Annotated in this window: 22 protein-coding genes; 11 read left to right on the forward strand and 11 right to left on the reverse strand. The window is 43.3% G+C overall.

The genetic code is table 11. From position 1 onward, the window contains the following. Positions 1-10 precede the first annotated feature (10 nt). Positions 11-1,054 (forward strand): formimidoylglutamase, encoded by a 1,044-nt coding sequence (gene hutG, locus C8D84_RS01565; protein ID WP_109589491.1) that lies wholly within the window; start codon positions 11-13, stop codon positions 1,052-1,054. Between the two features lie 77 nt (positions 1,055-1,131). Then, positions 1,132-2,457, forward strand: coding sequence for an imidazolonepropionase (hutI, locus tag C8D84_RS01570; RefSeq protein ID WP_109589493.1), 1,326 nt, complete (start codon positions 1,132-1,134; stop codon positions 2,455-2,457). Between the two features lie 171 nt (positions 2,458-2,628). Here hutI and C8D84_RS01575 read toward each other — a convergent pair whose 3' ends face one another. Both C8D84_RS01575 and gdhA read right to left on the reverse strand, forming a co-directional pair. Continuing rightward, complete coding sequence (locus tag C8D84_RS01575; protein WP_109589495.1) at positions 2,629-3,213, reverse strand: PepSY domain-containing protein; 585 nt, start codon at positions 3,211-3,213, stop codon at positions 2,629-2,631. 195 nt (positions 3,214-3,408) lie between these two features. Next, positions 3,409-4,755 (reverse strand): NADP-specific glutamate dehydrogenase, encoded by a 1,347-nt coding sequence (gene gdhA / locus C8D84_RS01580; RefSeq protein WP_109589497.1) that lies wholly within the window; start codon positions 4,753-4,755, stop codon positions 3,409-3,411. Positions 4,756-5,392: 637 nt separating this feature from the next. Here gdhA and C8D84_RS01585 point away from each other — a divergent pair. From C8D84_RS01585 to C8D84_RS01605, 5 genes are all read left to right on the forward strand, one after another. Next, positions 5,393-5,755, forward strand: a complete 363-nt coding sequence (locus C8D84_RS01585) for a roadblock/LC7 domain-containing protein (protein WP_010201036.1) — start codon at positions 5,393-5,395, stop codon at positions 5,753-5,755. Positions 5,756-6,027: 272 nt separating this feature from the next. Next, complete coding sequence (locus tag C8D84_RS01590) at positions 6,028-6,522, forward strand: PAS domain-containing protein (protein ID WP_055124629.1); 495 nt, start codon at positions 6,028-6,030, stop codon at positions 6,520-6,522. Between the two features lie 3 nt (positions 6,523-6,525). Further along, the gene (locus C8D84_RS01595) at positions 6,526-7,275 is read left to right on the forward strand and encodes a PhnD/SsuA/transferrin family substrate-binding protein (RefSeq protein WP_109589499.1); all 750 of its coding nucleotides are present in this window, start codon (positions 6,526-6,528) and stop codon (positions 7,273-7,275) included. A gap of 150 nt (positions 7,276-7,425) precedes the next feature. Further along, a complete protein-coding gene (locus C8D84_RS01600) occupies positions 7,426-8,043 on the forward strand; it encodes a hypothetical protein (RefSeq protein WP_060491697.1) in 618 nt (205 codons plus the stop codon). Between the two features lie 41 nt (positions 8,044-8,084). Beyond that, positions 8,085-8,699 carry a hypothetical protein gene (locus C8D84_RS01605; protein ID WP_045444387.1) on the forward strand — a complete coding sequence of 205 codons (615 nt, stop codon included), beginning with the start codon at positions 8,085-8,087 and terminating at the stop codon, positions 8,697-8,699. A gap of 458 nt (positions 8,700-9,157) precedes the next feature. On the opposite strand, the gene C8D84_RS01610 is transcribed toward C8D84_RS01605, so the two are convergent. From C8D84_RS01610 to nfsB, 8 genes are all read right to left on the reverse strand, one after another. Beyond that, positions 9,158-9,679, reverse strand: a complete 522-nt coding sequence (locus C8D84_RS01610; RefSeq protein WP_109589501.1) for an HdeD family acid-resistance protein — start codon at positions 9,677-9,679, stop codon at positions 9,158-9,160. A 125-nt stretch (positions 9,680-9,804) separates the two neighbouring features. Next, complete coding sequence (locus C8D84_RS01615) at positions 9,805-10,380, reverse strand: GNAT family N-acetyltransferase (RefSeq protein WP_109589503.1); 576 nt, start codon at positions 10,378-10,380, stop codon at positions 9,805-9,807. A 32-nt stretch (positions 10,381-10,412) separates the two neighbouring features. Further along, positions 10,413-11,153, reverse strand: a complete 741-nt coding sequence (locus tag C8D84_RS01620) for an NTP transferase domain-containing protein (RefSeq protein ID WP_109589505.1) — start codon at positions 11,151-11,153, stop codon at positions 10,413-10,415. Beyond that, the gene (locus C8D84_RS01625) at positions 11,150-12,532 is read right to left on the reverse strand and encodes an XdhC family protein (RefSeq protein ID WP_109589507.1); all 1,383 of its coding nucleotides are present in this window, start codon (positions 12,530-12,532) and stop codon (positions 11,150-11,152) included. The genes C8D84_RS01620 and C8D84_RS01625 overlap by 4 nt, the downstream gene beginning before the upstream one ends. Positions 12,533-12,658: 126 nt before the next feature. Further along, positions 12,659-15,106 carry a xanthine dehydrogenase family protein molybdopterin-binding subunit gene (locus C8D84_RS01630; RefSeq protein ID WP_109589509.1) on the reverse strand — a complete coding sequence of 816 codons (2,448 nt, stop codon included), beginning with the start codon at positions 15,104-15,106 and terminating at the stop codon, positions 12,659-12,661. A gap of 2 nt (positions 15,107-15,108) precedes the next feature. Beyond that, entirely contained in the window at positions 15,109-16,101 is a 993-nt protein-coding gene (locus tag C8D84_RS01635) for an FAD binding domain-containing protein (protein WP_109589511.1), read from the reverse strand. Continuing rightward, a complete protein-coding gene (locus C8D84_RS01640; RefSeq protein WP_109589646.1) occupies positions 16,098-16,745 on the reverse strand; it encodes a 2Fe-2S iron-sulfur cluster-binding protein in 648 nt (215 codons plus the stop codon). Before C8D84_RS01640 ends, C8D84_RS01635 begins: the two co-directional genes overlap by 4 nt. A 300-nt stretch (positions 16,746-17,045) precedes the next feature. Continuing rightward, on the reverse strand, positions 17,046-17,702 hold the full coding sequence (gene nfsB, locus C8D84_RS01645; RefSeq protein ID WP_109589513.1) for an oxygen-insensitive NAD(P)H nitroreductase: 657 nt from the start codon (positions 17,700-17,702) through the stop codon (positions 17,046-17,048). Positions 17,703-18,015: 313 nt separating this feature from the next. On the opposite strand from nfsB, the gene C8D84_RS01650 reads away from it, so the two are divergent. After that, on the forward strand, positions 18,016-18,699 hold the full coding sequence (locus tag C8D84_RS01650) for a DsbA family oxidoreductase (RefSeq protein ID WP_109589515.1): 684 nt from the start codon (positions 18,016-18,018) through the stop codon (positions 18,697-18,699). Positions 18,700-18,928: 229 nt separating this feature from the next. Next, positions 18,929-19,624 (forward strand): haloacid dehalogenase type II, encoded by a 696-nt coding sequence (locus C8D84_RS01655; protein ID WP_109589518.1) that lies wholly within the window; start codon positions 18,929-18,931, stop codon positions 19,622-19,624. A 107-nt stretch (positions 19,625-19,731) separates the two neighbouring features. Here the strand turns inward: C8D84_RS01655 and C8D84_RS01660 are convergent, their stop codons facing one another. Continuing rightward, positions 19,732-20,856: an S-(hydroxymethyl)glutathione dehydrogenase/class III alcohol dehydrogenase gene (locus C8D84_RS01660; RefSeq protein WP_055124643.1), complete on the reverse strand. Its 1,125-nt coding sequence runs from the start codon at positions 20,854-20,856 to the stop codon at positions 19,732-19,734. 191 nt (positions 20,857-21,047) lie between these two features. On the opposite strand from C8D84_RS01660, the gene C8D84_RS01665 reads away from it, so the two are divergent. Beyond that, a complete protein-coding gene (locus tag C8D84_RS01665; RefSeq protein ID WP_109589520.1) occupies positions 21,048-21,941 on the forward strand; it encodes a LysR family transcriptional regulator in 894 nt (297 codons plus the stop codon). Positions 21,942-22,126: 185 nt separating this feature from the next. Further along, the gene (locus tag C8D84_RS01670) at positions 22,127-22,645 is read left to right on the forward strand and encodes a DUF302 domain-containing protein (RefSeq protein ID WP_109589521.1); all 519 of its coding nucleotides are present in this window, start codon (positions 22,127-22,129) and stop codon (positions 22,643-22,645) included. The last annotated feature ends 184 nt before the right edge of the window (positions 22,646-22,829 follow it).

Here is a 22,829-nt window from a genome sequence, read left to right on the forward strand (position 1 = left end):
GAAATGAGCGATGGCTATGACGACAAGTAGCACAACCGTGAGTCATACAGCGGCTGACATGACGCAGTGGACAGGTCGTGCAGAGCCATTTGAGACTGCGCGCGCCCGCTACTGGTATCAGCTCGCCCAGCCTTACGAGGATCAAAATATTGGGCTAATTGGCTTTGCATGTGATCAAGGGGTTAGGCGCAATCAAGGCCGCGTGGGTGCACGAGCTGCCCCGCCGCTGATTCGCCGAGCGTTTGCGACGCTGCCAGTGATTGCGTCGTTGCAGACACGCTATGATAACCAATTGGCAACATTGCTAGGTGATGCAGGCGATATCTATTGTCACGACGATGATGACTTTGCTGCGCACACTCTTGAGCAAGCTCAGCTCGAATATGCGGATAAGGTAAGCGCTATCGTCAAACAAGGCGGCTTACCCATCGGGCTTGGCGGTGGTCATGCCATCGCTTATGGTAGCTTTTTGGGATTGTGGCAAGCGCTACAGCAGACAGATGTTACCAATGATATAGATGCACTGACGCGTATTGGTATTATCAATTTTGATGCCCATCTTGATATTCGTCAATCTGATGTGGCGACTTCTGGTACACCATTTCGCCAAATTTCCGAGCATCTTGACGCACATGGTCAGCCTTTTCATTATTGCTGTATTGGTGTCAGTCGATTTTCTAATACCGCGGCGCTGTTTGATCGTGCTGAGCAATTGGGCGTGCATATCATCAGTGATGAAGACTGCCATTATCAGCCTTGGCAGATACTTGCCGATCAGGTTATAAGCTTTATCAATCAAGTTGATGTGGTTTATCTGACCATTGATATGGACTGCTTGCCTGCCAATGTTGTGCCCGGTGTGAGTGCCCCAGCTGCTTATGGCATTGAGCTTAGGTTTGTTGAGCGCATGGTAAAAACCATTATGGCTACTGGTAAAGTAAAAATGGCCGACATTGCCGAGATTAATCCCACCTTTGATATTGATGGGCGCAGCTGCAAAGTTGCGGCAAGACTATTAGCGACTATTATAGAGCAGCATTTACTGACTCTATAAATAAAGACTTATGAATAAAACTTTAAAGATGAATTTTATATATTCACCTGACTATCAGTATTAAGCAGGAGCTTATTATGAACAACTCTAGCGCACAGATACTCGACAAATCTATTAATACTACAGATGATAAAGACATCCTGACATCGTTTGACCACATCATTATCAATGCCAATCTTGCGACTTTTTCGGCGCAGTATGGTTTTAATGGCAGTTACCATGTGCCTTACGGGCAACTGGAAGATGCTGCCATCGGTATTATTGATGACAAAATTGCGTGGATTGGCTCTAATAAACAAATAACTGATCACCTGTCTCATTACTCAGCAGGGCAAATAAAAAATGCTCATGGCGGCTGGATAACTCCCGGACTTATCGACTGCCACACTCATATCGTCTATGGTGGCAATCGCAGTAACGAGTTCGAGGCACGTTTGCAAGGCGCTAGTTATCAAGACATTGCGGCACAAGGTGGCGGTATCGTCTCAACTGTCACTGCTACCCGCGCTGCCAGTATCGAATCGCTATTTGCACAAAGTGAAAAACGGTTGCTTGCACTGATGAAAGAAGGCGTCACCAGTATCGAAATCAAATCGGGCTACGGCTTAGATTTAGATACTGAACGCAAAATGCTCACGGTTGCTCGCCAACTTGGTCACAAACACAATATCCATGTGAGCACCACTTATCTAGCGGCTCATGCCTTGCCACCTGAATACAAGTCTCACATGCAGGACCGCTCGGATGACTATATCGAGCAAGTGTGCGAGTGGCTACCAATCTTGCATTCAGAGGGCTTGGTCGATGCGGTCGACGGCTTTTGTGAAAATATCGCCTTTAGCACTGAGCAAATCAGACGTGTTTTTGAAGTAGCACGTGTGTTAGGCCTACCAGTCAAACTGCACTCTGAGCAATTATCTGACATAGGCGGAAGTGCATTGGTTGCCGAATATAAAGGGCTATCAAGCGACCATCTAGAACACTTGTCAGAAGACGACATCAAAAAAATGGCGGCCAGTGATACCGTTGCAGTTCTATTGCCCGGTGCATTTTATACCCTGCGGGATATCAAGTTGCCACCCATTGAGGCATTACGCAGGCACCAAGTACCTATGGCTATTTCAACTGACTGCAATCCTGGCACCTCACCGCTTACCTCATTATTGCTTGCGATGAACATGGGCTGTACGCTATTTTACTTAACGACTGAAGAGGTACTGGCAGGCTCAACCGTTTATGCAGCACAAGCGCTGGGGCTATCTAATAAAGGTAAAATAGAAGTTGGCTGTGATGCAGATTTAGTCCTATGGGATATCGCCCGCCCTGCGGATTTGGCTTATCAGATGGGACTAAACCCTATTAACGGCATTATGGTTCAAGGCAAGTGGCGTGAGACAGTATAGCGAATTTATCTAACTACTCACATTAAAAAAGCCCCAGTCATTGAATGATTGGGGCCTTTTTAATAATAAATGCGCGGCTTTGCTATCCCATTTTCAAAAAACTGATTAGCAAGAAAAACGACTATTAGCGATACCTGTCTATCTATCTGTATGTATGTCTAACTTACTTAGCTATTTCTTAAACTTATTGTTAAATACACTGCCAGTATTGGCATCAACATTTAGCCAAACGATACTATTACCTTTGAGGATATCAGCTTCATAATAGGATGCATGATCACTATAATCTCGGTCGTTTTTAAACTCAATCTCGATAACACGACCGCCCGATTGTTTTTCAGCAATTTTCATTGCCTGTTTAACATCAATCTTCGCTTGTTTAAGCGCCTTATAATCGACCAGATCATCACTGTCTAATCGTTCCACATCCGTACTGATCACTCTACCATTCATGGCGTCGACTTTGATTTCATAGTTTCGGCTACTGGTTACAAATTCCATCTCATACACACCGCCTTGCGCTTTATCATCATCGTGATCAAAGCTGGCGCTCATCAATAGACCAGATGACTTTTTCGCCGCAATATTTATTGCTTGTTGTAAGCTTATTCTGCTGGCTTTGGCGGCTTGCACCTCACTTGCTAGCGGTTGCTGTGCAGATGCATAGATTGTCGTAGTCAACATAGCCGCACCCACTACTACTGCAGCACGAGTACCCAAAGTCGTTAGCGAAAATGGCTTGAAAATCTTGCTCATAACGGTCTCCACAAAATTAATCTTATTGAGTGTTCTAAAATTATTATCTTTTAAAAAACACACATTATCAATAGGTCAATCGTATCACTTTATAAAAACCACTTTGACTGTTCACGGTAGGGTTCATCCATAAAAAACGCGCCTATCGTTAAAACAGACGCGTTATTCGTTAATAGGTGGCTATGATAAAAATGCTTAGTTTAAAATACCGTAAGCAACCAATGCATCGGCAACTCGTTTAAAGCCAACGATATTTGCACCAGCCATATAGTTGATATAGCCATTATCCGTTTGACCATACTGTTCTGAGGCATCAGCTGCGCAGTCATGGATATTTCTCATGATATTTTTGAGGCGCAAGTCGATTTGCTCAAAGCTCTTATACTGACGGACTGAGTTTTGTGACATCTCAAGCGCAGAGACTGCTACACCGCCCGCGTTGGCGGCTTTACCTGGGGCATAATGCACCCGGTGCAAACGAATATAGTCGATGGCTTCAGCAGTCAATGGCATGTTGGCACCTTCGACAACGTATGTGATGCCATTTTCAACCATGAGCTTGGCATCTTCTTCATTGACTTCGTTTTGCGTCGCAGATGGAATCGCGATGTCACCTTTGAATTGCCACGGCTTTTGCTTCGCAAACCACTCTCCACCATAAACATCGACGTACTCAGCCAACGGTTTGCTTTTTGCTTTTTGCGCCTTGAGCCAATCAATTTTTTCTTGATTCAGACCCGCTTCATCATACAAAGTCCCTTGTGAGTCTGACACAGTGACGACGATGCCGCCCAGCATATGGGCTTTTTCAGCAGCATGTAATGAGACGTTACCAGCACCTGAAACCAATACTCTCTTACCTTTGATATCGTCATTTTGCGCCGTAAGCATGTTTTCTAAGAAATACACCGCGCCATAACCTGTCGCCTCAGTACGCATCAAACTGCCACCGAAGCCAACGCCTTTACCGGTCAAAACGCCGCCGTATTCATGCGTTAAATTCTTATACATAGCAAACATATAGCTGACTTCACGTCCACCCACGCCAATGTCACCAGCGGGCACGTCGATGTCCTTATCTACATAGTGATGTAGCTCACGCATAAAGGCATAGCAAAAACGGCGGATTTCACTGTCTGTTTTGCCTTTGGGATCAAAATCAGAGCCGCCTTTACCGCCACCCATTGGCAATCCAGTCAATGCATTTTTGAATATTTGCTCAAAGCCTAAAAACTTCAATACAGATTGATTGACAGTAGGATGAAATCTCACGCCACCTTTATAAGGGCCCAAGGCGTTGCTGAACTGGACGCGCCAGCCGCGGTTGACTTGAACTTCACCTTGGTCATTTTCCCAATTAATACGAAAAGCAATAATACGGTCAGGCTCAACAAGGCGTTCAAATATTTTAAAAGTATCATACTCTGGATGGGCGTTGTATAGCGGGGCAATCGTGATTGCAACTTCTTTTACCGCTTGAACGAATTCAGGTTGATGGGCATAACGTGCTTCAACTTTTTCGATGGCCTGACTGATACTCATATCTTTTCCTTAGGGTAAAAATGGTGTTCGTGGTTATTTACACTGATGTCACGTCGTATTGACAGCAAACGAGGGGATTGTGGACACTGATGTAAAACTGAAATTGCCCCGACACGCTGGCTTGTGTAGAGACAAATGGGATTAAAAAAGCTGACTGAATTTATGCCTAGATGCCACATTCAGAGACAAGAACATTTTTTATCCCATAATATATATCATTTTTGAGGCGTATAAGTCTAGTAAATATCACCATCATGAAAAGTTATAAGCGATTTTTATTGGCACAGTCTAAAGTGCACCTTTTCATAGAACCTTGAGATACCGACTGATAAGCTTACAGATCTCATTGATTGTGCTAAAAATAGTCCTGCATTACTAAAAAACCTTCGTTTTTCTAATCGGTAAACAAATCAAATATTAATGGAAATTTGTAGATTGATAACCGTTTAATAAAGACGAAAGGTCAATAATCAGCACCAAACGGTATAAAAAACTCAAAAACTTGGCTTTTTGCTTGAGCCGATGTATATCAATATTAACAGCAAGGGTTTATAATAGCCGACTTAGTCAACATTTATTCTCCACCATTACTAACTGTTATTTTATCAATTGAATAACCCGTCATAGAGAAAGCGATATGCGTACAGATTCATTCCAGCAAATCTTGGAAGACCTAAACAGCTCATCAGCCGATGTTGAAGCATCTGCCCTTATTTCTAACGATGGTCTGATGATTGCCTCAGCACTACCAACGGGCGTTGATGAAGACCGTGTTGGCGCTATGTCAGCGGCTTTATTGTCATTGGGTGACCGCGCAGGTCGTGAGTTGGCACGTGGTAGTATCGATCGTATTATGATTCAAGGTGAAAAAGGCTACGTGATTATGACCTCATCTGGAGATGAAGCGGTACTTACTATTATGGCAAAACCGAATGCAAAACTTGGTTTGATATTCTTAGATATCAAGCGTGCCTCAGAAGCCCTTGCAAAACTTATCTAATTGGTAAATTTGGATTTTTGTCGATAACACATTTTTTATTATTTAACGTCGTATAGCACATAGCGCGACTGATAAATATGACTTTAAATCAAAATGAGGTGACTGTCTCATAAAAAATATTTAAGATGGCACACATTATTTGTATGGAATAATGGCCTGATAAATATTGGGACGACGACTGAGCTGAAAGGCAACATGATGTTATCGACAACTACCATACCAGATTGATTTTTTAATCATTATAAATATAACGATAAATAAAGGAGATTACGATGGGTTCTCCAATCCCTGATGCACATAAGCCTGATATGCCCGCTGAGCAGATTACTCTGACTTATTATGATGGTACATCACGGACTGTCTATGATACTGGTATTGAACGCCCTTATCCTGATGGCAAGCTGATTGTATCTCGCACCGATTTGGATGGTGTGCTGACTCACGTCAACGATGCTTTTGTCGAAATCAGTGGCTACAGCGTTGATGAGCTTATTGGTCAGCCACAATCTATTTTGCGCCACCCTGATATGCCAAAAGCCGCTTATAAAGATTTGTGGGATACCGCAGCGGCTGGGCAAAAATGGCATGGCTACGTTAAGAATTTATGCAAAGATGGCAGTCACTATTGGGTCTATGCGACCGTTGTGCCAAACATTCGTCGCGGCGAAACAGTGGGTTATACCTCGGTACGCCGTAAGCCATCACGTAGCAAAATCGAAGCTGCTATGGCTCAGTATGCCCAAATGAATCAAAATGAGGAAGGCTAAATCATGACGACACACAATATGTTAATCGCCCCTGATTTTTCTCCTGAGCGTTTTGCAGGCTGGCACATGTTTAATATTTTGATTCAAAAACGTGCCAACCTAAATATGCATCTGAATATACCTACCTCACATGCTGAACAAGAGCAAATCATTGAGGCAGGTGACATTCAAGTTATCTATGCCAACCCATTTGATGCAGCTACTTTGATCCGTGAACAAGGCTATCGTGCCGTTGCACGCCCTATCGGTAAATCTGATGAGATGGTTATTGCTGCTGCGGCAAACAGTGATATCAAGCGCTTAGAAGACATTAAAGCGGGTGCGACCGTAGCAATGGCGGACAACCGTGATGTTAAGCTGATTGGCTTACGCTTACTAGAAGCTGTGGATATAGAAGAGTCTGATCTTAACTGGGATATCACTGAAACTTATCAGGCAGCCGCCCGTAAAGTCATCAAAGGTGATGCTCAAGCGGCTTTTTTCTTGGCAGAGATTTTTCATAGCTTTTCACGCTTGACCAAAACTCAGCTGTCAGTGCTAATCGAAAGTGATTTGGCAGACATTAGCCATGTATTACTGATTAAAGATGGCTTTCCTGATACAGAAATATTCATGAATGCGATCCTGAACTTGCATAATGATGACGATGGTAAAGAAGCATTGGCTGAACTTGGCATGCCTCAAGGGTTTGAAGCCATGGACGAAGAAGATGCTGAATTTATGATAGATTTGATGCAAACTTTACTTGATTAATTATTAATTATTAATTGGCACGTTGCACCGTTTCGCTTAGTGAAGTCATAGCCTATTGTCGCTCAATAGTGGCTATATCATTTTGACCATACGATATTAGCCATAAGCTGTTAGCCATATAATAGACACTATGACTTAAAGGACACTATTATGTCTGATTTAGACCTTATCAAAGAAAATGAGATGGAAGCGCGCCGAGTATTTCGTTTATATTCGCGTAAAGTGTTTTTGGCACCCAATAACCGTCATTTTCATGAACAACGTATCAATGCCGCATTACTTTTGACCGAAAAAGAGCCGCTACAAGGTGCCGTCGCAGACTTTTTTTATGGCTGTTGGTATGACATTCCTTACGATGTAAATAATCTGTTTACGCGTATTAAAGATCGCTTGTACCCTCATGTCCAGCAAGGGTTTCGCGATTGTATTAGTAAGAAGCGATATATTCAACGCAATAGTATGCTGGCGACTCGCTGGAGTGTCCTGATATCGCCGTCTCTCAATGAGCAAAAACAGCGATTGCTTATCAGTAGCGATGATGCCAAAGAAATATCCAAAGACATCACCGCTGAGCTCATGCAGGCGCGTGAAGATAAGGATTGGGGCACGATTGAGCAGATCGAAAACGAATTCTTTGCTCACTGTATCGCTCGCAATGATCGACTTGCCTTCTCGTTAGTATGGTTTCGCTTGGGTAAAAGCGACTGGCAGTTCGATGAGCGCTGGAATAACTGTCAACAGCATCTTGATCAGACCATCAAGACCTAATTTATCGCCGATTTAACCCTTTCATCACAATGGTAGCCGCTATGTCCTCTTACTTAAATGCTGATAAAACGTATCTAACCCTCACTCCAGCCGGTATTTTTGAGGCATTTTCACAAAGTGAGCCCACTGATGAACAGCTGTCATTACAAGACTTAATGTCCTATGGGGAGACGTTGCTCGCCGCTGATTGGCTTGAGCGTTATTCTGACGAATGGCTACAGAGCTTTATAGAACACGGCTGGATTGAAAAGCTGTCTTTGTTGTTACCCGCACCCAATCTGCCGTTGGATCAGTTTTTACCGTATGTGGTTGCCAGCTTATCTGGTAAACGCCGTGCCGCTATTGGCTCTGATGAAGGGTTTTGCCTAGCACGAATCGGTTACAGCCAAGAAGAAGCGGACATGCTAAGTGTTGCAGCTGCTGACTTTTCAGGTTTCATGATTCGCCAAAAACAACGCGGCTGGGCGGTCGAAAGCCAAGCCATCTCATTTTTTCAACAAGTTGACTTACTGATTCCTGAGACCAGCTTTGTGTTTTTATGGATTGATGGGTCAGGTTACGCCCTCATCATCGATGGCGAGCCTTTGACTAATAGCCGCGCCTTTGTTGAGATGGTATGGGCATTGAAAACATCTGGATTAAGATTTCTTAGCTAAATCAACCAAACCGCTTGATATACCATCAAATATCAGTATGACACGCTGCCATACTGACCAGTGCGCTTATATCAAACTAAGCGCACTTCTTTCAATCTCTCACATCTGCTTTACTTTCAATATATTTTTTTCTTTCATCTTCTGCTATAGCCGATTTACACACAAGGACAAGTACTACAAATTGCACTTAGGCTTTACGCATTATTAAGATGTGATATTCAAATAAATTATGAAATAAAAAAAGACGCTATTTACAGCGTCTTTTTTATTTATTGCTAGGGCGTGCCTTCATTTCAAAAATGGTGATAAAAATGATTTAAATTGCCGTCAAACGAGGAAAATATCGCAGAAAATATCGGGATATTAACCAGCTATTTAACGATGTTTGGCAAAATTTAGCCATTTTTAGCCCGTTTAGATATGATCAATTGAATTGAGAACACGCCCTAGAACTACATTTATATATTGCGCACCACAATTGATTGTATACGTGAATACATAATTAATGATATGCCGTTAGATATCAACTCGACGGCCAACAGTATGCCAAGAATATACGTCGCTGACTGCGGATAATTGGTAAATATCATGATAGCCAATATAATCGATAGCAGCCCTGAGAGTAATATTGGAACAAAAGCCACTGTCCGACGGAGACCGAAAGCAACAACAACTCTGACTATACCTGTTGCCATAAATAAAATAGCAGTTACCATGGTCAAGGTTAATATTCCTTGCAACGGGTCTTGTAATAATTCAATACCAATTAATACACCAAGTACACCGCCGATGGCAGCCAGCACTTTTCCAGTGGTACTATATGCTCGGAACAAGGCGATAAACTGTAAAACACCCACTAAAAGAAAGATAAAACCTGCTAACTGCTCAGCGGCCAAAGTGGCGCTAAGAGGATTAAAAAATGCAAAGATACCGCCAAGAATACTAATGATGCCAATGACTAACCATAATGTACGATTCATAAGACGACCTTATTTTACATTTAATAGAAAATAAATTATATCGCAAACCTTACCTTATGTTGTATAACGGTAGTAATATCTTCGAGTAGTCCTGTTAATATCAGAGTGTGGGCATTGATTTGTGGTTACAAGCCTGCTAACTGATTTTCCCACTGTTGCCGCGTCATGTTATAAAGTACATGCTCAGCCAGCCGATGGTTAGGGTCAAGGGCTGGATGGTAGAAGTTGGCGCGGGTATCCATCATGCCAATACGCTCCATAATCAATTGCGAGCGCTTATTGATAACCGCTGTGAATGACACAACCTCATCGAGCGACAGCTCAGTAAAAGCGAAATTCAGCGCCGCACGTGCAGCCTCGGTAGCATAGCCTTGTCCCCAATAATCTTTATGTAGTCGCCATGCAATCTCGACAGCCGGGGCAAAAGACATATCTGCGTGAGTATCATTCAAGCCAACAAAACCGATAAAATCATCATATGTTTTGGTGCTATCTTTTAAACTGACGGCCCAAAGCCCCCAGCCTTGATTAGCAATAAGCTGCTGGCATTTACTAGCGATGATGTCACTTACTTTAGGCGTTAATAACTTGGGAAAATACTTCATTACCTCAGGATCAGCATTTATTTCAGCAAAAACAGCAAAGTCACTTGCTTGCCATTGCCTGAGATAAAGACGTTCTGTTTCTATCACATTTATCATTTTTATCACTTATGGATTGACACTGTTAATACTTATTTATCCAGCCAGCCTTGTTGCTTGGCATAAGCAAGTTGCTCAGGAGTATCGATATCATAGCTCAGTTGATGATTAACAACGGTACTTATCTGACTGGGCTTCAATTCTCTAATTAAATAACGCAGCCCTTTATCGCCTACCAGCAATGCTTGCCACTCTCTGAGTAAATCATAATCAATCGTTAAAGGTAGTCCGATAATGTTTTGCTTTAATGCAGTGGCAGCAGACGTTTCATTTAAATTCATATTATTTGAATACTGCCAGCTACTATAAGCACTTGCCACTACAGACCGCTTATCTGCCAGCAGTTTTGCCAAATGCTGCTCATCGAGTAGAACTTGATCAACACCCATAATGACGACGCGCTCGATTAATGAACTTGTTAATTGCGTGACCGCCTCAATAGCCAAATTCAAACTATACGCCATACCTATTTCAGGCGTAGAATTTACGACCATTTGAATCATAGAGTACTGAAAAGCCAATTCATCCATCGCACTGGCTATTGATGGTTGATTATCAGGAATGACTATAATAATTGCTTGCGGTTTTGTAGAAAGTGCGAGTTTGGTCATGAAGCAAATTAAGGGTTCGCCATCTTTACACAGTAACTGTTTTGCTTGACCTAAACGCAGGCTCAGTCCACTGGCCAAAATAATGACCGCATGGTTTGGTGGCTTTGATAGATTTATTGGCTTTAGTTGCATAGATGCTAAAATAGATGCGTCGCGGCTCATGATAAATTTATCGTGGCACGAGCACTTGTAGCAGTCGTCTCTATAGAATCAATATGTGTAGAAAATAGCGTTGTAAAGTTAGTGTTTGACAGATGAGTGTCTGAGTTTTCTGCTGATAGGTTTTGATTATGGACGACCGCATTGACTTGTGCCATGATACCCAGTGCTAATGCTTCAGGACCATCGCCGCCCAGCTTATAGCCAATCGGATAATGCAGTTTTTTGATACCTAGGTTTAAACTGGCAGGATTTGTAAACCTTGTACTAATTTCTTCGATTAAGCGCTCGGTACGGTAGCGTGGCCCTAGTTGTCCAAGATATTTATAGTGATTAGCATGCTCTAATAATACGCCAAGGCGAGCACGGTCTTGGCTGAGACTATGCGACATCAAAGCAACGGCAGCATTTTTACTGAGTTTTAGTAAAGTGTCACTATCATCTAATGCCAGTACCATCACTCTATCTGCCTGAGGAAAACGCTGCTGCGTGGCATATTGCGCTCGACTGTCTACCACTGTCACATGCCAATCTTGCAGCTTTGCCATCGTAACTAGCGGCATCACATCATTGCCAGCACCACAAATCAGCAAGCGTATCTGTGGTTGTAGGCGCTGAATCAGCCATTCTGTGGCTAAATCATCATTGTCATCTTTTACGATGACGTACTCAGCATTTTTATGGAGCAGTTTATATTCGGATAAACTTTCAATAGCATGGATAACTGTGCTTGAAGCATTAGATATCACTTTATCTGAATGATTAGCGTCGATAGCGGTGAGGTTTCCTGACTTGATATAATTATCTAGGTTAAGACGCACACCAATTTGAAGTTGAGAGTTTGTATTATTTTGGTTATTAAAATGGATTGTAGAGCGAATTAAAGTTGCTACCGTTACTGGCTGCTGAGACTGACGAACTTGACTGATGACATTTAACAAAGACATTGCTGTCACTAGCCTTTCAAACAACACATGTACGCGCCCATTACAGCCTAATCCAAAATTTAACTCGTCCAGATCAATATCTTGTTCATCGTAGTTATGATCTGTGCCCTTATTATCACTGCCTCTATCAAAATCATCGTCTGATACGCTTGCTGGCACATTACCATTTTCAGCATATTCAATATCATCGCCTGTTTGATAGACTTGTACATTCGCACCTTGACGCGTGAGCCAAAAAGCACGTTTGATAATATGTGGCTCCAAACAGCCGCCGCTAATCATCCCAACTGAACGACCATCTTCACAGATGAGCATCATGGCGCCTGCGCGGCGATAGGCTGACCCTTCGGTACGCACGACGGTTGCTAATACCGCGTCGACCTGTTGTTGCTGAGCCTCGCGTGCCAGCTTAAGAATATCAGCAATTTGATTCATAACGCCTCTTATATACTCTCTATCATTGATGTCTATATACGGTCTATATCCATCATAGCCCACTTATAAAACCCGCTAGTGACTACAATTAGCGGGTTTATATTGTCCATCCATTTGACTAAAAACCTATTCTGGTAGCTCATAAAGTAATTTGTCGAGAGTAATAGGAAAGTCATAAACTCGTACACCCACGGCGTTGTAAACGGCATTAGCAATAGCAGCGGCAGCACCGGCAATCGCCGTTTCCCCAATACCTTTTATATGCATTGGATTGGTGTACGGATCGTCCTCTTCTACCAAGATAACATCAAGCTGAGGAACATCCGCATTGACTGGGACATGGTATTCTGCAAGATTATGATTACATAGCCGACCGTCATGCTTATCGTGAATCACCTGCTCCATCAACGCAGAACCAATACCAAATATCATACCGCCGTAGCACTGTGAGGTCGCGGTTTTATGATTGAGGATACGCCCTGCTGCAAAGGCACCAGTCATACGTTTGATGCGTATTTCACCAGTCACTCGATGTACAGCGACCTCGGCAAAATTGGCACCAAATGACGCTTGGCGATGACTTTTGGCGTTTTTACCCGGTGCAATTTGACCTTTGGCACTGAGCTTTTGGTCATCATATTGAGCGACGATATCGGCTAATGAATGAGTCTGGAAATTACTAAAGTCATATTCTTTCGATTCAGTTAGTGAGATTCCAGTTATTTCAGCTAATTTGTCTTTTAAATCAGCCACTTTATCTACGATATTATCGCCCAAACCTGCTACTTTTTCTTTTCCTGCTTCTATAACGGTTTCTACAAAGTTAGCCTCATGCTCACCTACCTGCTTAATTTGACCGTTATCCAGCTGAATGATGTCAGGGTATAGACCGACTTTTTCTGCGATCATCTCACGTAGCTGCTGACAAGCAAGGTAAATACTACTGCCTGAACTGGCAGCGCCCATACTGCCCCCTGAGCCTATCGCAGGTGGCAAACTGGTATCACCAAGCTTCATTTCAATATGATCTATTGGTAGCCCTAATAAATCTGCAGCAACCTGAGTAAATACGGTATAAGAACCTGTACCGATATCGGTCATGTCCGTCTCAATCACGGCTTTGACGCCTAGCGCTTTTGAGTTATCTACTTGCAGGGTCGCCCGTGCTTCTGATGGCGCTAAGCTGTTGCCGCGAGCTGCCGCTGCCATACCCATGCCCATCCACCAATCACCTTCTAAGCGACTGGCAGGCTTAGCATTGCGTTGATTCCAGCCAAACTGTTCAGCCGCTTGATCGATACAAGCGATAAGCTTACGCGTGGAAAACGGGATGCCTTTACTAGGATCTTGCTCAGGCTCATTGCGACGGCGCAGCTCGACAGGGTCTAGGTTGAGTTGCTCTGCCAATTCATCCATCGCACACTCAAGGGCAATCTGTCCGACTGCTTCGCCAGGGGCACGCATCGAGCCTGATAATACTTGGTTCATGTCTACTTGCTGATAATTAACTCGGCGATTGTCACCGCGATACAGATAATGCGTAGAGAGCGCTGCTGGCTCAAAAAAGGCTTCTCCTGGCAAATTACTAGAGACCGTCTCATGAATCATGGTGTCAATAATACCGTCTTTACTACAGCCAATTGCGATGCGTTGACGCGTGTTTGAGCGTCTAATCGTTGCCTCCATTACTTGCGGACGTGTCATAGTGATTAACACGGGACGACCCAATTCTTTTGCGGCGAGTGCAGCGGCTATCGATTCTGGAGAAATCCCAAGTTTGCTACCAAAACCCCCACCGACGTAGCGAGCGATTAATTGTACATTATCTGGATCCAAATCCAATGCATCGACGATTTGCTTTTTGCATGAGGCAAGCATTTGATTAGAGGAGTACATAATCAGCTTCTCACCTTTCCAGTGAGCAAGCGTTGCATGAGGCTCCATCGCTGCGCTGTTTTGACTTGGCGTATGATAAAAGCGATCAAAGGTTACTGCAGCATTTGCAAGGCTTTGTTCTGGATTACCCTTTTCTGAGTTTTTATCCGAACCTTTTTTTTCATTAACCTCATGAGCATTTGGCAGCTCTGTCGTAAAGTTCAATGCCGCCTGCTCAGTCTCATCCTCATAAGTCACTTTGAGCGCTTTTGCACCTTCGGTCGCCGCCTCAAACGTCTCAGCAATGACAACCGCAATCGGCTGACCATGATAAAAAATTTCACTAACGCCTTGCTTAGGTGATTTGGTTGCACCGCCCTGTTGGGCATTGCGTAAAAAGTGCTCAGGATCGGTCACCACTTTAATAATCTCAGGAATAGCCTCTAAAGAGCTGCTATCAATTTGCTTAACGCGCCCTTTAGCAATGGTTGCACTCACCAAAACACCATAGGCTTGATTGTCTAAATGAATCTCTGCCGTATAATGTGCTTGACCACTGACCTTGAGTGATCCCTCAACTCGGTTGATGGGCTTACCCACCAATTTGCTCGCTGTTTTATCAAAAAGTGATTCGACAGGCGCATTCATCATCATTTTTTTGGTCGGTTCTGCTGGTAATATTGAATCCAATAACGACATGATTATGCTCCCTTGCCCGCTAATGCGCGTTGAATAACTTGTTTGAGTAGACGACGAGTCAGCGGTATTTTGAAATCATTTTGACCACTACCTTTAGCCTCTTTCAGTAATAAGTCCGCTGCTTGTTTAATGACATTTTCATTGCCATCAGTACCCGTCAGCAATGCCTCAACGGCTTCGTTACGCCATGGCTCAGTGCCAATACCGCCGAATGCTAGGCGCACTGTGTCCAAACGCCCATTATCAGTCACGTCTATTATCGCGGCACAAGACACTAGGGCAAAAGCATAGGACGCGCGATCACGCACTTTGTCATAAGTGTGCATGCCTTTGATGGGCGCTGGCAACACAACATGAGTGATAAGCTCACCAGACTCTAAAACGTTTTCGATATGTGGTGTATCTTTTGGCAAACAATAAAAGTCTTTGATGGCAATTGTACGCGTTGAACCATCCGTTTTTAACGTCTCAACAGTGGCATCTAATGAGCGCATCGCGACGGCCATATCAGATGGATGTTGAGCAATACAGGACTCGCTAGTACCCAAAATTGCCAACGTACGATTTTCACCATTTATCGCTGGGCAACCAGAACCTGGCTTGCGCTTATTACAAGCACTATCCGTCTGATAAAAATAATAACAACGCGTACGCTGTAATAAATTGCCACCAGTCGTCGCTCTATTACGCAATTGTCCTGTCGCACCTGCCAAAATCGCCCGTGATAGCACTGGGTAATTGGCAATGACCTCAGGATGCGCGGCCAAGTCGCTATTGGTCACTAGCGTACCGATGCGCAGGCCACCATCTGTAGTCTTCTCAATTTGAGCTAATGCTAAGCGAGTGATATCTACCAGCTTAACTGGCGTTTCAATCTCTAACTTCATCAAATCTAAAAGGTTGGTACCCCCTGCGATAAATGAGGCGTCTTTTACACTAGCAGATTGGGCTGCCTGCTCTGGCGCGGTAGCACGGCTATACTCGAAACGTTTCATGAGCGATCTCCTAACCTGCTAGTTGCCGTCTTATTCTTCATAGATTGACTACCTAGCTGCGCTTCACTAGGTGGTGGTGACCAAATACCCGTCACCTCTGATTTTTGTACTGCGTCAGTTTTAGATGAATCATTCATTTCATTTTCTAGTACTTGTGAGATGGCTTTAATAATATTGGGATAAGCAGAACAGCGGCAAATATTGCCACTCATACGCTCAGCGATTTCTTGAACCAGCAACCCATCAGGATTTTGCAAATCTGTAGTGACATGACTGGGCCAGTTTTGTTTAATCTCATCGATCAGCGCTGTTGCTGAACAAATTTGCCCAGGGGTACAGTAACCACATTGAAACGCATCATTATCTTTAAAGGCTTGTTGCAACGCTGACAAAGATTCGGGCATGCCAATGCCTTCAATCGTGGTAATCTCATCACCATCGTGCATAACTGCCAAGGTCAAACAGGCATTGACCCGACGCCCATTGATAAGTATGGTACAAGCGCCGCACTGACCATGGTCACAGCCTTTTTTAGGCCCCGTAATTTTGAGGTGCTGACGACAGACATCGAGTAAGGTCGTGCGTGAATCAAGATTGTCGAGCTGATAATCTTGCTTATTAATGGTTAAGTTCAAGGTAGACATGCTGGCTTCTCGCTGGCAGATAATCATAAAAAATAGGGTTAAACGCTTCTTAAAAGTCGCGCCAATCGATTTATTATGACTTATTAGAAATGTCGATTTGTTTTTACTTTGTAGTTATTACAGTGTAGTTTTTAATCTATGAAAACTTTACTTCTCACTATTTTATCTGGCTTATTCACTATCAATTTTATAAATGAAACTCAAAAACTCATTTTATTAGCAAAAAAAATAGCGCTATAAACATGCCGTTTATAACGCTATTTGAGTTCAATATAGTCAGTTAAAAATACCAGTCGGGCATTACGCTTTAGTAATTATGCTCGCTTCACTCAATCGAGATTTTGGCAAATCTGCATTAAAATCGTCTTCACTACGATAACCCAGTGAGATAACGGCAACGGCTGTGTAGCCTTTGCTACGTAGCTCAAATTCTTCATCGAGTGCCTTTAGATCAGCGCCTTCCATCGGTACGGCATCAATGCCTAAAGTAGCAGCACCCAGCAATAATGCACCCATATTTAGATACACTTGCTCGACAAGCCAATGCGGCTCGTCTTTTTGCTCACAACGGCGAATGTCCAAAAACATCTTGCGCACTTGATGCATTTGCTCTTTGAATTTTGGTTCTGCGAAGCGACCATCCGTATCTTCTTTATCCAATACTTCATGCAAAAATTCATCATCAGCATAGATACGACTACAGAAAATTATGACGTGTGAGGCATCTTTCACCTTTGCCATGTTGAAATCAAACATCCCTTGCGTACCTTTTGCGATACGTGCCTTGCCAGCATCATCATCAGCGATCACAAAATGCCAAGGTTGGATATTGGTGCTTGATGGGCTAAGTCGTAGGATATCCTTTAAACTTTGAAAGTCTGCTGCTGATATTTTTTTATTGGCATCAAACTCTTTGGTGCTGTAACGCCAGTTCATGGCTTCAGTGATATTTTTCATTTATGACTCCAAGATTTTTAGTACCGCCACTTTAAGCAAAAACCCGTTTGATGACCGTTACAGATTGGTTAAGTAGTCACCTATTTTGTTATTACGTTACTGATGATTCAGTGCATCGCTGAGTTATTTGAGCCGCCATTTGAACAGTTATTTAAGCAGATACTTATTAGACAGAGACTCATGAAACAGTAACTTAGACGATATTGTAATTGTTCCCTCATTCTCTTAGCATTAGTTAATTAGCATTGATTTATAAGGCGGTCGACCACAGACAGCTTATATAAAAAATAAATACTGAATTAGGCAGATAGATATGGAACATTCAAAGCAGTTACCCTCAAAGCAGTTACCCTCAGAGCAGCCACTACGCATCGATATCGTCTCAGACGTTGTTTGTCCTTGGTGCGTCATTGGTTACCGCCAGCTGGCAGAAGCCCTCAAGCAAACCAACACCGAACACGAGATTCACTGGCATCCGTTTGAGCTTAATCCAAATATGCCAAGCGCAGGACAAAATATGCGTGAACATATTATGGAGAAATATGGGTCGAGCAAGCAAGAATCTGATGCTAGCCGTGCTCGATTAATGGAAGCGGGTAATGAGGTTGGCTTTACGTTTAACTTTAACGATGACACGCGCATGCATAACACGTTCAACTTGCATCAATTGCTGCACTGGGCAGATCAGCAAGGTCGCATGCATGACTTAAAGCAGGCGTTATTCGTCGCTCATTTTACCAATGGTCGCAATATTTCTGACAATGCCGTGCTTGCTGATATCGCAGCAGAGATTGGACTAGATCGTGATGAGGCACTAGCCGTGTTAGCAGACCAAAGGTTTGCTAAAGAGGTGCGCGCAGAAGAGCAACATTGGCAACAACAAGGCATTCAAAGCGTACCAGCGGTAATTTTTAATAAGCGTCATCTGGTTAGTGGTGCACAAGGTGTGGAAAATTTCAAAAATATCTTGCAGCAGTTGGCTGACATGCCAGACTAGGGCGCATCTTCAGTTCATTCGATAGTCATCTAAATGGGCTAAAAATGGTTAAATCTTGCCAAATATCGTCAAACAGCTGGTTAATATCCCGATATTATCTGCGCTATTTTCCTCGTTTGACGGCAATTTATCTCATTTTTATCACCATTTTTGAAATGAAGACACGCCCTAGTTTTCCTGACGAGGTTTTTTGGCAAGGTTTCGTTAGCTATTCCTAAAAGGATCCCTTATGTCCTCTGATAAATCTCTCCCTATTATCGTGTTTGATGTCAATGAGACGCTACTCGACATTACCACTCTTGAACCATTATTCGCTCGCCTATTTGGCAATAAAATACTACTAAGAGAATGGTTTGCGCAATTGGTGCTATATTCACAAACCATGACGTTATCAGGACTTTATACGCCTTTTGGCGAGCTTGGCGTCAGCGCCTTACAGATGACCGCTGATATTCATAACGTCAGGCTGATAGATAGCGATATCGACGAATTGAAAGAGCGTATGAGCAAAATGCCTGCTCACCCTGATGTAGTTCCAGCATTAACCAAACTGCGTGAGGCAGGGTTTCGACTGGTAACGTTGACCAACTCAGCAAATAGCGCTTCCCCGACCCCACTTGAAAAAGCTGGCATCAGCCATTTCTTTGAACAGCATTTTAGTGTTGAAACTGTTGGTAAATTTAAGCCTGCGCCTGAGACTTATCAAATGGTCGCTCACGCATTGTCTGTTGAGTTGTCAGATTTGTGCCTAGTCGCTTGTCATCTTTGGGATACGATAGGCGCTCAAGCGGCTGGCTGCCAAGGGGCGTTTCTCACGCGACCGCACAACGCTTTATTATCAGCGCCAAACGTTCCAGCGCCAGACTTTGTAGCAGCAGATCTAACCACGCTTGCCGAACAAATAATTTTTTCCACTAAAAAATAATTGCCAATGCCAAAAAAATGCCGCCCTATATAAGGACGGCATTTTTGGTTTAGCATACTGCTACTTTATGAGGCTAAATCTATAATCACTATTATTAATAATGATTTTTAAAAATGAATAACCGTACGGATACTCTCGCCTTTATGCATCAAATCAAACGCTTCGTTGATATCCTCTAATGGCATGGTATGGGTAATGAAATCTTGTAGTGGAATCTCACCAGCCAAATAACGCTCAACATAACCTGGTAATTCACTGCGACCTTTTACGCCGCCAAATGCTGAACCGCGCCAGACGCGACCAGTCACTAATTGGAATGGGCGAGTAGAGATTTCTTGTCCAGCACCAGCGACACCGATGATGACCGACTCGCCCCACCCTTTATGGCAGCACTCGAGCGCTGAACGCATGACATCGACGTTACCGATACACTCAAATGAATAATCGACGCCGCCATCGGTCAATTCAACGATGACTTCTTGAATTGGCTTGTCATAATCTTTTGGATTGATGCAGTCGGTTGCGCCAAGCTTTTTAGCCAGCTCAAATTTGCTCTCGTTAATATCAATAGCAATGATACGACTGGCTTTTGCCATTGCCGCACCTATGACCGCTGATAGACCAATACCGCCGAGACCAAAGATAGCGACAGTCGCACCCTCTTCTACCTTGGCCGTATTCATCACTGCACCCATACCCGTGGTGACACCGCAACCCAATAAGCAGACTTCTTCGAGTGGGGCTTCTTTGTTCACTTTTGCCAAAGAAATCTCAGGCAACACGGTATATTCAGAGAAGGTTGAGCAGCCCATATAATGATAAATAGGCTCACCATCTTTATAAAAACGCGTGGTGCCGTCTGGCATTAAGCCTTTACCTTGGGTCTCGCGTACGGCAGAGCACAAGTTGGTTTTGCCTGAGGTACACATTTTACAGACGCCACATTCTGCTGTGTATAAAGGAATGACATGATCGCCGACTTGCACACTGGTGACGCCTTCGCCGATTTGCTCAACGATACCGCCACCTTCATGACCTAAAATCGCTGGGAACACACCTTCTGGATCTTCGCCAGAGAGCGTAAATGCATCAGTATGACAGACGCCGCTTGCCACGATTTTTACCAATACTTCGCCTTTACGGGGCAGCATAACATCCACTTCTTCGATAGATAGTGGCTCATTTGGACCCCAAGCAATGGCGGCTTTTGATTTAATAAATTTATCTGACATCGTTATCTCTCTTTTTAATTCATTTTATGGGTTATTAAGCGCAGACCTCTATTCAGCTTATCTTGCTTGTTGAATGGAGGCAAGCGGCAGTTGTAGCAGTCTGTAAAGCTTTATACTGGCTATTATAGTTTTTTCTATAGCGATAACAATGTGCTATATTTGCAAATATCTTTTACACAGTGGTAATAATCATGCGCTGGGATGGTATTAGCGAATTTGTTTATGTAGCAGATTACGAAAGCTTTACGCGGGCGGCAAAAGAATTGGGTATCTCAACCGCGCAAGTCAGTCGGCAGATAAGCGCTTTAGAAAAGCGACTGAATATTAAACTGCTGTATCGCACGACGCGTAAGGTATCACTGACTGAAGAAGGTCGCGTGTTTTATCAGCATTGCCGCGGGGTGCTCGATGGCTTGGATGCGGCTGAGCAAGCAGTGAGCAATTTACAATCAAAGCCTCAAGGTAGGATTAAACTGACCGCTCCTGTCACTTATGGCGAGCAGCAATTATTGCCATTGATCAATGATTTCATGGTGCAATATCGCGATATCGAAGTGACGGCGTTTTTGAGCAATCAAAAAATCGACCTCATTGATGGCAGTTATGATTTGGCGATTCGTATCGGCAAATTAAGCGATTCGACGATGATGGCAAAAAAGCTCAGCCGTCGTACCAATTTCGTCTGTGCCGCGCCTGCTTATCTCGAAAAATACGGCATACCACATTCTTTGAGCGATCTGAGTCAGCATAACTGCTTACTTGGCACGCGTGACTATTGGCACTTTATAGAAGATGGCAAAATAGATTCTGGAAAAAATGCTGATAAAGAAAAAAACCTGCGCGTGTCTGGCAGTGTCCAATATAACAGCGGTCATAGTCTAGTCGATGCTGCGTTAAAAGGTCTGGGTATCGTGCAGCTACCTGATTATTATGTGCAAAAATACTTAGCATCAGGTGAGCTGGTCAGCTTATTGAATAACTATCGAGAGCCTGAAGAAAGTATCTGGGCCATCTATCCGCACAACCGTCATTTATCGCCAAAGATTAGACTGCTCGTCGATTATCTAGCAGAGCATTTGGTTTAGCTATGCGTTTTGGCTTAGGCATTTTTTAAGGTGTGTTGCAATGCGAGGCTTTACTATGCACGGTTTATTACGCACAATGCTACTATCGATGCTACTAAGCACAAGGAATATTATGGTTCACACTAAATATTCGATATTGCCAGCCAGCAATCGCTGAATGAACAATGACAATAAAAGGACTTTTTATGCTTAAGATTCTCTCTATCGCTGCCCTAGCGTTGGCCGTATCGTCTTGCGCCAGTGTTGAAAATATTTTAAACGCGCCTGATAAGATGCCATCAACGCGAGCAACGATGACTGCTATCGATGCCGAAAAAGGCTTGGTTACGCTGCAAAGCAATCATTCCGTGCAAGATACCGCTGATAAACTGGCGGCAATTATTGAAAGCAAAGGTATGAAAGTATTTGCGCGCGTCGATCACCAAAAGAATGCCCAAGGTGTCAATTTAACATTAAGACCGACGCAAGTGATTATGTTTGGTAATCCGAAAGCGGGTACGCCATTGATGAATTGCGAGCAAAGCGTCGCTATCGACTTGCCGCAAAAAATCCTCATCAGTGAAGATGCTGATAAAAAGGTCTGGTTGTCTTACAACAATCCCGAATACCTAAAGAGTCGTCACAATATCAAAGGTTGTGATACTGAAATAGCTAATATCGCAAAAGCCCTTGATGGTGTCAGTAAAGCCGCTATTGCAAAGTAATACCAAACCCAAAAAATACGATTAACGACATCATTTTTGCTTGTTCCGCTCGCTTAGTCTACTAGATGTAGTACTTACACTCGTTTTCCTTGCTACTCTAATTTTTTGAGAGGGTATAAGCGTTGGGTGAAAATCTAAAGATATAAAAAGGTGGGATGCAAAAGCACTCCCACCTTTTTATATC

Origin of the sequence: Psychrobacter immobilis, assembly GCF_003148585.1 — a bacterium.
Lineage (GTDB): Bacteria > Pseudomonadota > Gammaproteobacteria > Pseudomonadales > Moraxellaceae > Psychrobacter > Psychrobacter immobilis.

Bases quoted from the DNA above. Each gene is read 5' to 3' on its own strand.
- C8D84_RS01635 (WP_109589511.1), bottom strand. From the start codon at position 16,101: ATGAAACGTTTCGAGTATAGCCGTGCTACCGCGCCAGAGCAGGCAGCC.
- hutI (WP_109589493.1), top strand. From the start codon at position 1,132: ATGAACAACTCTAGCGCACAGATACTCGACAAATCTATTAATACTACA.
- hutG (WP_109589491.1), top strand. From the start codon at position 11: ATGGCTATGACGACAAGTAGCACAACCGTGAGTCATACAGCGGCTGAC.
- C8D84_RS01640 (WP_109589646.1), bottom strand. From the start codon at position 16,745: ATGTCTACCTTGAACTTAACCATTAATAAGCAAGATTATCAGCTCGAC.
- C8D84_RS01585 (WP_010201036.1), top strand. From the start codon at position 5,393: ATGCGTACAGATTCATTCCAGCAAATCTTGGAAGACCTAAACAGCTCA.
- C8D84_RS01630 (WP_109589509.1), bottom strand. From the start codon at position 15,106: ATGTCGTTATTGGATTCAATATTACCAGCAGAACCGACCAAAAAAATG.
- C8D84_RS01590 (WP_055124629.1), top strand. From the start codon at position 6,028: ATGGGTTCTCCAATCCCTGATGCACATAAGCCTGATATGCCCGCTGAG.
- C8D84_RS01650 (WP_109589515.1), top strand. From the start codon at position 18,016: ATGGAACATTCAAAGCAGTTACCCTCAAAGCAGTTACCCTCAGAGCAG.
- C8D84_RS01665 (WP_109589520.1), top strand. From the start codon at position 21,048: ATGCGCTGGGATGGTATTAGCGAATTTGTTTATGTAGCAGATTACGAA.
- C8D84_RS01600 (WP_060491697.1), top strand. From the start codon at position 7,426: ATGTCTGATTTAGACCTTATCAAAGAAAATGAGATGGAAGCGCGCCGA.
- gdhA (WP_109589497.1), bottom strand. From the start codon at position 4,755: ATGAGTATCAGTCAGGCCATCGAAAAAGTTGAAGCACGTTATGCCCAT.
- C8D84_RS01605 (WP_045444387.1), top strand. From the start codon at position 8,085: ATGTCCTCTTACTTAAATGCTGATAAAACGTATCTAACCCTCACTCCA.
- C8D84_RS01625 (WP_109589507.1), bottom strand. From the start codon at position 12,532: ATGAATCAAATTGCTGATATTCTTAAGCTGGCACGCGAGGCTCAGCAA.
- C8D84_RS01575 (WP_109589495.1), bottom strand. From the start codon at position 3,213: ATGAGCAAGATTTTCAAGCCATTTTCGCTAACGACTTTGGGTACTCGT.
- C8D84_RS01610 (WP_109589501.1), bottom strand. From the start codon at position 9,679: ATGAATCGTACATTATGGTTAGTCATTGGCATCATTAGTATTCTTGGC.
- C8D84_RS01595 (WP_109589499.1), top strand. From the start codon at position 6,526: ATGACGACACACAATATGTTAATCGCCCCTGATTTTTCTCCTGAGCGT.
- C8D84_RS01670 (WP_109589521.1), top strand. From the start codon at position 22,127: ATGCTTAAGATTCTCTCTATCGCTGCCCTAGCGTTGGCCGTATCGTCT.
- nfsB (WP_109589513.1), bottom strand. From the start codon at position 17,702: ATGAAAAATATCACTGAAGCCATGAACTGGCGTTACAGCACCAAAGAG.
- C8D84_RS01615 (WP_109589503.1), bottom strand. From the start codon at position 10,380: ATGATAAATGTGATAGAAACAGAACGTCTTTATCTCAGGCAATGGCAA.
- C8D84_RS01655 (WP_109589518.1), top strand. From the start codon at position 18,929: ATGTCCTCTGATAAATCTCTCCCTATTATCGTGTTTGATGTCAATGAG.
- C8D84_RS01660 (WP_055124643.1), bottom strand. From the start codon at position 20,856: ATGTCAGATAAATTTATTAAATCAAAAGCCGCCATTGCTTGGGGTCCA.
- C8D84_RS01620 (WP_109589505.1), bottom strand. From the start codon at position 11,153: ATGAGCCGCGACGCATCTATTTTAGCATCTATGCAACTAAAGCCAATA.